This is a genomic window from Kaistella sp. (assembly GCF_041824135.1).
Classification (GTDB): domain Bacteria; phylum Bacteroidota; class Bacteroidia; order Flavobacteriales; family Weeksellaceae; genus Kaistella.
The window spans coordinates 1-8,624 of sequence record NZ_JBGZYM010000064.1; the positions used below are offsets into that span (position 1 = coordinate 1).

Annotated in this window: 7 protein-coding genes and 1 pseudogene; 4 read left to right on the plus strand and 4 right to left on the minus strand. The window is 37.1% G+C overall.

The genetic code is table 11. From position 1 onward, the window contains the following. Positions 1-24 precede the first annotated feature (24 nt). From fbaA to ACEYOS_RS06850, 3 genes are all read left to right on the plus strand, one after another. A complete protein-coding gene (gene fbaA, locus ACEYOS_RS06840; RefSeq protein ID WP_373708476.1) occupies positions 25-1,092 on the plus strand; it encodes a class II fructose-bisphosphate aldolase in 1,068 nt (355 codons plus the stop codon). 72 nt (positions 1,093-1,164) lie between these two features. Beyond that, positions 1,165-2,016 (plus strand): acetyl-CoA carboxylase, carboxyltransferase subunit beta, encoded by an 852-nt coding sequence (gene accD / locus ACEYOS_RS06845; protein WP_373708475.1) that lies wholly within the window; start codon positions 1,165-1,167, stop codon positions 2,014-2,016. Between the two features lie 54 nt (positions 2,017-2,070). After that, positions 2,071-2,577: a hypothetical protein gene (locus ACEYOS_RS06850; RefSeq protein WP_373708474.1), complete on the plus strand. Its 507-nt coding sequence runs from the start codon at positions 2,071-2,073 to the stop codon at positions 2,575-2,577. Positions 2,578-2,637: 60 nt separating this feature from the next. On the opposite strand, the gene ACEYOS_RS06855 is transcribed toward ACEYOS_RS06850, so the two are convergent. The 3 genes and pseudogenes from ACEYOS_RS06855 to ACEYOS_RS06865 all read right to left on the minus strand — a co-directional run. Beyond that, entirely contained in the window at positions 2,638-3,111 is a 474-nt protein-coding gene (locus ACEYOS_RS06855; protein ID WP_373708473.1) for a hypothetical protein, read from the minus strand. Positions 3,112-3,143: 32 nt separating this feature from the next. Next, a complete protein-coding gene (locus ACEYOS_RS06860) occupies positions 3,144-5,816 on the minus strand; it encodes a TonB-dependent receptor domain-containing protein (RefSeq protein ID WP_373708483.1) in 2,673 nt (890 codons plus the stop codon). 90 nt (positions 5,817-5,906) lie between these two features. After that, positions 5,907-6,155: pseudogene (locus tag ACEYOS_RS06865) on the minus strand (heavy-metal-associated domain-containing protein); the annotation flags it as partial. Positions 6,156-6,742: 587 nt separating this feature from the next. Between ACEYOS_RS06865 and ACEYOS_RS06870 the strand changes: the two are divergent. Beyond that, on the plus strand, positions 6,743-7,507 hold the full coding sequence (locus ACEYOS_RS06870; RefSeq protein WP_373708472.1) for a murein L,D-transpeptidase catalytic domain family protein: 765 nt from the start codon (positions 6,743-6,745) through the stop codon (positions 7,505-7,507). Between the two features lie 55 nt (positions 7,508-7,562). On the opposite strand, the gene ACEYOS_RS06875 is transcribed toward ACEYOS_RS06870, so the two are convergent. Then, positions 7,563-8,372, minus strand: a complete 810-nt coding sequence (locus ACEYOS_RS06875) for a GLPGLI family protein (RefSeq protein WP_373708471.1) — start codon at positions 8,370-8,372, stop codon at positions 7,563-7,565. Positions 8,373-8,624 lie beyond the last annotated feature (252 nt).

The window sequence follows — 8,624 nt, forward strand, 5'->3', positions numbered from 1 at the left end:
AATAAATCTATAAAAATATCAGTTATGAGCAAGAAATTTCCAGCAGGAGTTGCCACAGGGCAAATGGTTACAGACATTTTCCAATACGCAAAGGAAAATAAATTTGCACTTCCCGCAGTGAATGTGATTGGTTCAAGCAATGTAAATGCAGCCTTAGAAACTGCCGCAAAATTGAACTCACCGATCATTATTCAGTTCTCTAATGGAGGCGCTGCTTTCAATGCAGGAAAAGGTTTAAGCAATGATGGTCAGCAAGCTGCCATTTTAGGAGGTATCGCTGGCGCAAAACATATTCATACTTTAGCAGAAGCATACGGAGCAACCGTAATTTTACATACTGACCATTGTGCAAAAAAATTATTGCCTTGGATCGATGGTTTAATGGATGCCAACGAAGAGTTTTTCGCACAAACAGGAAAATCGCTTTATTCATCTCATATGCTTGATTTATCAGAAGAATCAATTGAAGAAAATATGGACATTTCTTGCAAGTATTTCGAGAGAATGGCAAAAATGGGAATGACTTTAGAAGTTGAACTTGGGATTACAGGTGGTGAAGAAGATGGTGTTGATAATTCAGGCGTAGATTCTTCAAAATTATATACACAACCAGATGAAGTTGCTTACGCTTACGAAAGATTAAGTGCAATTTCTCCAAACTTTACGATCGCAGCAGCTTTTGGAAACGTACACGGAGTATACAAACCAGGCAACGTGAAATTAACTCCGAAAATTCTTGATAATTCTCAGAAATTTGTTTCGGAAAAATTCGGCCTTGGAGCAGAACCAATTAACTTCGTATTCCATGGTGGATCGGGTTCTTCATTGGAAGAGATCAGAGAAGCTATTGATTATGGAGTCATTAAAATGAATATCGATACCGATTTACAGTTTGCTTACACAGAAGGAATTAGAGATTACATGGTAGAAAAAGTGGAATATCTAAGAACGCAAGTCGGTAACCCAGATGGTGCTGATTTACCAAACAAAAAATATTACGATCCAAGAGGTTGGGTTAGAAAAGGGGAAGAAACCTTCAGCACAAGATTGGTTCAGGCATTTGAAGATTTGAACAACATCAATACTCTTTAAATATAAATTTCAGATTTTAAATGAACTTATTTGTTTTTAATCTAAAATCTAAAATCTAAAATTTAGAAAAATATGGCATTCGACTGGTTTAAAAGGAAAACACAGAATATTACGACTTCTACGGAAGATAAAAAAGACGTGCCCAAAGGACTTTGGCATCAAACGCCGAGTGGAAAAGTGGTAGAACACGAAGAGTTGAAAGCCAATAATTATGTGTCTCCAGAAGATGGTTTCCACGTGAGAATTGGAAGTAGAGAATTCTTTTCGATTCTTTTTGATGAGAATAAATTTACAGAACTCGATGCTAATGTGGAGAGTGTAGATATGTTGAACTTCAAAGATACCAAGTCTTACACCGACCGTTTGAAAGAAGTAAAAGCTAAAACGAAATTAACTGATTCAATCAGAAATGCAGTTGGAACGGTTAACGGGGAAAAGATGGTCATTTCTTGTATGGATTTTAGTTTTATCGGTGGATCATTAGGTTCAGTGATGGGCGAAAAAATCCGTAGAGCAGTTGATTATTGTATCGAAAACAAACTTCCTTACATGATCATCTGTCAATCTGGTGGAGCGAGAATGCAGGAAGCAACGTATTCCTTAATGCAATTGGCAAAAGTTCAGTCGAAGTTAGCGCAACTTTCAGAAGCCGGTTTATTGTACATCGCTTATTTGTGTGATCCTACTTTTGGTGGAATTACCGCTTCATTTGCCATGACAGCAGATATCATTATGGCAGAACCAGGAGCTTTAATCGGTTTTGCAGGGCCACGTGTGATCCGTGAAACTATTGGTAAAGATTTGCCAGAAGGTTTCCAGACTTCGGAATTTTTACAAGAGAAAGGATTTGTAGATTTCATCGTTAAAAGAACGGAGATCAAGGACAAAGTTTCGAAAACAGTAAAACTTTTAAGCCACGTTTAAAAGAGTTTAAATATTTAATAAAATCTCACCTCATTGGAGGTGGGATTTCTTTTTATGAGGAACATCAAAATTATATTTAATGCTTTAAGATCCTTAAGTTTCAACAAGATTATGAAACTTTTGCGATTGACGCTTCCGCATCCGCTATTTTCAATAATGGGATTTTATGCCACGCTCAGAAGTTTCACTTTAGCTCAAAAACATTTTCCAAAAACCCATTCCAATAATGGAGTAGGCAATGCTTTTCGACATTCGCTCTGGACTTGCCTGATCATGATGTATTGTTGCAAGATTTCCTCTCCTAAGAAAGCTTTGGCATATTGTAAGAAAATGACCGATTTACATGAAGAACTTTTTCCTAATAAACCATTAGAAACGAAAATGGACCTTCACAATAATAAGGTTGGAATGGATTATTTTATGGAATTACTTCCCGGCGTTCATCGACAGTTTTTCGAGACCAGTTTTTTCGTTAAAGATTTGATTGATAAAACGAAAACAGCCAAAGTCCTTGAAAACCTGGACGATGATTTCGAAGATGAATTGGTTTATCTAAAATAAAAACCCCGACCAAAGCCGAGGTTTACACTATCAAATACAATTATTATTTTTCGTCTAACTTTAAGTTAAAGGCGCTCCAACTTCTAAATCACAACGGTGATGAGGTTGTCCGTGTGCCGGATTATTAGCAGGCTTCGGACCTGTTGCCTGAACTGACGCCGGCGCAGAAGATGGTGCTAAAGAAGGTGAAATCGGATTGGTATTAAAACTATTGCTTGCAGCCGTTTGTTGTGGTACAACTTGTGGCGGCGCTTGCTGTGTTGGTGCACTGTCAATTGGCGCTCCGACAGCTATTTCGCATCGGTGATAAGGCAAGCCATGTTCTGGATTCAAAGCTGGTTTATCACTTGGAGTACTCGCTGCAACTGCAGTAGCGTCTTGTGAAGTTACGTCAGCACTCGTCTTTGCAACACTCACATTTGTTGAATCAGTTGCTGTCGCTGTAATAGATGCATTCTCCGTCGTAGATGCTTCTTTCTTATCGCATGAATAAAGAAGTGTCGCACTTGCTATTAATAAAGGTAATATTCTCATTTTTTCTTTTTTTTCAAAAATAGGAAATTTAATTAGAACTTAAAATCTACACCGAAATATACATTTGCTCCCATAATTGGCGCGTAAACCATTCCCGCATCAAAGTATTTTCCGAAAGGATTTTCGGCGTCAATGATCGGATTGTCCTGTGTATAACCTAACAGGTTTTCTCCACCAACATAAGCACGAATACTTTTATTAAAGTTTCTGGAGATCTGCGCATTAAGTGTTGAGTAACTTTTTGAATATTCTGGTATTCTGTATTCTAAGGGATTAGCATTTAAGTTCGGAAGTTTCTGTTGACCAATTAACTGTAGGGTCGCATCCATATTCCAGAAAGCACCTTTGTCTGTTTTATCGGTCGAATAAGAAGCATTAAAGAATCCTCTGTTTTTTGCCATAAAAGGAATTTCTCTTTGTCCATCGATGAAATTCGCCTGTACATCATAATACTTGTACGCCAATCTCATTTCTAAATTCTTCGCTGGTGTAAAATCCAACTGGGTTTGAAAACTGTTGGCAAATGATTCTCCTTTTAAGTTGTAAAAGACGATTTTTTGCGGTGAGATATCCAGATCTGTCAAGACTTGATTTTGGAAATCTGTTCTAAAGAAATCAGCTACTAAAGTTGCTTTTCTATTGAATAATCTAAATTCCTGCTGAAGACTTGCTCCGTAATTCCAAGCAATTTCTGGTTCTAAACCATTGATCTTACCGCCATTTTCCAGGATCTCGATCTGTCTGTTCGAGCCAAAATATTGTTGACTTTCTGCGAAAACGTTAGCGGTTCTGAAACCTCTTCCAGCGGAAAGACGAAGAATTGTTTTGTCAAAAAGGTCATATTTAAAGTTCACTCTTGGTGTAAACTGCGTGCCCGCTAAATTGTGAAAATCTGTTCTTGCACCAGCAACCAAAGTATATTTTAAACCTGTCAAAGTATATTCGAAAAATACCCCAGGAACGGTTTCGGTTCTTTTATAATTTTGAGTCAGATAATCTTCATCGTACTGATCATATAAAAAACTTGCTCCGGTTTTAAATTTATTGTTTGAGTTGCCAATGATACTTTCAAAAACCAAGTTCGAGTAGAACGTATTTTGATTTCCCCAATAATTTCTGTTTCCGAAGAAACTATCCTGTTGATGCGTCGTAAACTGATTCATCCAACCAATACTTTGGTAAGGTTTACCTTTGAATATGTAGCCGGTTTTATTCCAGATCTCAAATCTTGAAAGATCGATGCCAACTCCGTAAGCACTTTGTTGTGAACGGTCGATCTTTTTGTCAAAAGCAGTCTGTCCGCCAAACCTTTCATCTTTTACAAAGCTGATTCCGAAATGCGTTCCTAATCCTGAGCCTTCCAGATCATTATAATTTAAAAGATAGGCTGCATTGATTTGGTTTCCTGTCGGCTGATCTAAAAAGCCATCATTATTGGAATCTTTTTTTCCAAGAGTCGCATTGCCATGAAGCAAAACCGATTGATTCCACTTACCGTTCAATTGAGAAGTAGTTGTAATATTGGTCTCTAATCTTCCGTTTGCGTCACCAAAAAAATTGACGGCGGTTTCGGGTTGTTCATTAAATTTCAACAGTTCGGTATTGATCTGTCCGGTAATACTTTCGTACCCGTTGACCACAGTACTTCCGCCTTTTGTTAACTGGATTCCTCCGATCCATCTTCCTGGGATTAAGTTCAGTCCGTATGGTGCTGCTATTCCACGAATCGATGGCAAAAGTTCTTTGGTTAGCGAAGTGTACTTTTGATCCAAACCTAACATTTTCAATTGCTTTGTTCCTGTTACTGCATTGGTAAAAGAAACATCTACGGTAGCATTGGTTTCAAAACTTTCAGATAGGTTACAACATGCAGCTTTCAATAATTCTTTGGTTCCGATATTAAAGGTTAAGCTTGTCTCTTTTCTACTTAAAGCCGTGGCATCAGCAAGTCTGATCAATCGAACTTCTTCAATCGATTTATCGAAATGATCGGCATGTTGCGTGAAATCTTTTTTCGGTGCGGGCGCTGCTTCTTCATGATGAACCAGATCGCTTTTTACACCTAGCGGCAACTCGCGGTCGTACAGACAACATCCAGGAAGATTTTTATAGGCGTCATCTTTGGTCGTATATTTTTCGTTATCGTGTCCGACTTCTGCGATTTTTTTCAAGATCGTATCTGCTGAAGTTTTAGCAGGATCGAAGTTTAAGGTTACGATTTGTGTATCTGCGTCCCAGCTAGATGAATCGGCGCCAGCACTTGCGGCAGCTTTTTCAATTCTTGCTTTACATGATCCACAATTTCCACGAACAAAAAATTGATTGTCCTTCTTTAAAGGTTGTGCAGAAAAATCTTTTTTAACTGCTGGTTCTTCATCATGGTGAACCAAGTCGCTTTTTACACCTAATGGTAACTCGCGGTCGTACAGACAACATCCAGGAAGATTTTTGTACGTGTCATCTTTGGTCGTATATTTTTCGTTATCGTGTCCGACTTCTGCGATTTTTTTCAAGATCTTATCTGCTGACGTTTTTGCAGGATCAAAGTTTAATGTTACGATTTGCGTATCTGCATCCCAACTGGACGAATCGGCACCAGCACTTGCGGCAGCTTTTTCGATTCTTGCTTTACACGAGCCACAATTTCCGCGAACAAAAAATTGATTGTCTTTTTTCGCCGCTGGAGTAGCTGTTTTGGTTTTAATAAAAGAAGGAGCTCTTTCATAAAGACAGCAGGAAGGAAGGTTTGCATAAACAGCGTCAGTTGCGGTGAACTTTTCGTTGTCGTGTCCGGCATCTGCAATTTTCTGTAAAATTTGATCTGATGAAGTTTTATCAGCATTAAATTCTACTTCAAGCTGTTGCGTTGTTGAGTTCCAGTTGGCAGTTTTGGCGCCTGTTTTTTTTACGGTACTTTCAATTCTTTCTTTACACATCGCGCATTCTCCTTTAACAAGGAACGTTGATTTAGTGATGGTTTGAGCGAATAAAAAGGAAGTAAATAATAGGGAGAATAAGCAAAGACTTTTTAACAAAGTTTTCATTTTTATAATAAGTTAATTAACATAATAAGGTTGCCGAAAGAACATTCTTTTGGCTGTATTGTAATGTGTTAAATTAACTTAGGCGGTTGCCAAATGTTTTTAATATTAGATGAGAAATAAGAATTCCCGTATTCGAAATTGAGTTTCTGAATAAAGAAACGATGTTTCAAATTGATACTAAATTCGGGAGAGAGGTAATTCATAACACAATTTACAGTGCAGGAATTACATTGGTTACAATCATCGCCACAGTGATTTTCTGGGGAATCATTTGTAGAATTTTCAGAATGACATGAAGTAGTCTTTTTTGCTTTGCAGCAATCATCTTTAATTACTTTCTGATCACAGCATTCCACGGTACTTTGAGCAAAGACCATTTGCTTGGGAAGAATAAAAATACTCAACCCTAAAACAATAAAAAATATTTTCAAAGTTCTCGACATGCTTTTGCAAAATTAATAAATATAAATGACCTGACCTTAGAACCGTTAAATCTTCTTAATTAACGTTAAAAAATTATCATTCAATTGCTTGATAACTAATTAATTGTAAATTTGCCTACTTAAAATCATTTAACATAATAAAGAATGAAGAAGGTCTTTTTACCCTTAATAACTGTTTTATTTTTCGCTACATCCTTCTATAAAGTGGAGGATTTAAAGAAAACCACAACAGAAAATCAGTTAAAAACCCAATCACAAGATTTAGTCCCTATCTCCGAGCCGAAATCCACAGCAAACTATGCGGAAGAAATTTACAAAGCGATCGGTTTCGATAATATTAATCAACTTCAGTCCGATGTTTTTGCAAAAGCTTACCTAGGTTTTACCAATCTTAAAAAAGAAGGGAAGCTGGATCAAGATTCTCATCTCCTCACCATCTGCGACTTTTCATTGTCATCTGCGGAGAAAAGACTTTGGATCATCGATCTGAATGAAAAAAAAGTTCTGTTTAATTCGTTGGTAGCACACGGAAAAAATACGGGTGAAGAATTCGCTCAGAAATTCTCAAATACTGAAAGTTCTTTGCAAAGTAGTCTTGGTTTCTACATCACAGAAACAACGTATAACGGTTCTAATGGCTACTCACTAAAACTTTTAGGAATGGATTCTGGTTATAATGATGCGGCCTTGCAACGTGCAATCGTGATGCATGGCGCTGATTATGTAAGCGAAGATTTTATTAAAAATCAAAAACGTCTAGGTAGAAGTTGGGGTTGTCCTGCGGTTCCGAGAGCTCTGGCTGAACCGATTATCAATACTATTAAAGGCAAGAATTGTCTTTTCATCTATTATCCGGACAATCAATATTTGTCAAGTTCCAAATGGTTGAAGACTGAAGAAAGTATTTAACAATGATAAAAATAAAAATCCCGGTTAATAAACGTTAACCGGGATTTTTTGTGATCTATTTCAATTCAATCGGATTGTTATTCTTTTTGAGTTCTTCTTTTTGTCGCTCCTCCATTTGTTTCCGCTGATTCGGATCCATTTGAATTCTCATGTTGCCACGGCCACCACTGGCGGAAGAAATCGCTGCCATCGGATCTTTTCTAAACTGCTCTTGTTGTTTTTCAAAAGCGGCTCTTTTAACAGGAATCGTAGAACCTCTTTGCTCGAAACTTGCGATTTCCGTAATTTTTTTGGCTTCTTTCAAATCGAAACTATAGTCGCCTTTGGAATCTTCCACTTTAACGATCAACCCTGGCAATCCTGAAAACTTATAAGGGCCGTCTTGGAAAGGAACTTCTGTCGTAAACCAAGCGTACCAGGTTCTGCCTGCAAATTGAGTTTCTGCTTTTTGAGTTTTATATTCGCCAATGGTAGCAGTCTCCGGCAGGATTTTCCAATCCATTGGTCGGTCTTCTTCGTAAGCGTATTGATCCCGCAGAATTCTTGCTTGATATATTTTCTTTCCGGTTTTATAATCTTTTTCTATAATGAAATCCAGGTTGCTTCTTAAATTTTGCATCTGAGTTCTATCAAAATTAAAACTTCCCGTTTGTCTCATTCTGCCGATAACAGAATCTCTCTTCATTCTATTTTCTCCATAGAAAATCGAGTTCGCTCCTGAGATATCAAGATGAGCGATTTCTGATCTCGTATTATTCCTATCTGTAGAATCAGGCTTCATGGTAACTTGATACACGAAACGGTTCGCTTGTGAAAAAATAATTTGGGAACAGATAACCAAAATTAGAAGTGCAATTTTTTTCATTTTTTAATAATTTGTTTTTTGATACTGAACGCTGGTAAAAGTTAAAGATTTGCGTCTATGAGATTGATAGACAAATATACCGAAGCAAATTTGATATTCATTATATTATTAGTAATTTTGCAATCTAAAATGATTCTAAATAAAAACAATGATAAAAGTAAGTGATCTAACAAAAGAAAAAGCCATTCAGTTAATGACTGAAGACGTCTTCAAACCTTTTTAAGAATATATCAGAGTCGGCGTAAAAAGCGG

Bases quoted from the DNA above. Each gene is read 5' to 3' on its own strand.
- fbaA (WP_373708476.1), top strand. From the start codon at position 25: ATGAGCAAGAAATTTCCAGCAGGAGTTGCCACAGGGCAAATGGTTACA.
- accD (WP_373708475.1), top strand. From the start codon at position 1,165: ATGGCATTCGACTGGTTTAAAAGGAAAACACAGAATATTACGACTTCT.
- ACEYOS_RS06850 (WP_373708474.1), top strand. From the start codon at position 2,071: ATGAGGAACATCAAAATTATATTTAATGCTTTAAGATCCTTAAGTTTC.
- ACEYOS_RS06855 (WP_373708473.1), bottom strand. From the start codon at position 3,111: ATGAGAATATTACCTTTATTAATAGCAAGTGCGACACTTCTTTATTCA.
- ACEYOS_RS06870 (WP_373708472.1), top strand. From the start codon at position 6,743: ATGAAGAAGGTCTTTTTACCCTTAATAACTGTTTTATTTTTCGCTACA.
- ACEYOS_RS06875 (WP_373708471.1), bottom strand. From the start codon at position 8,372: ATGAAAAAAATTGCACTTCTAATTTTGGTTATCTGTTCCCAAATTATT.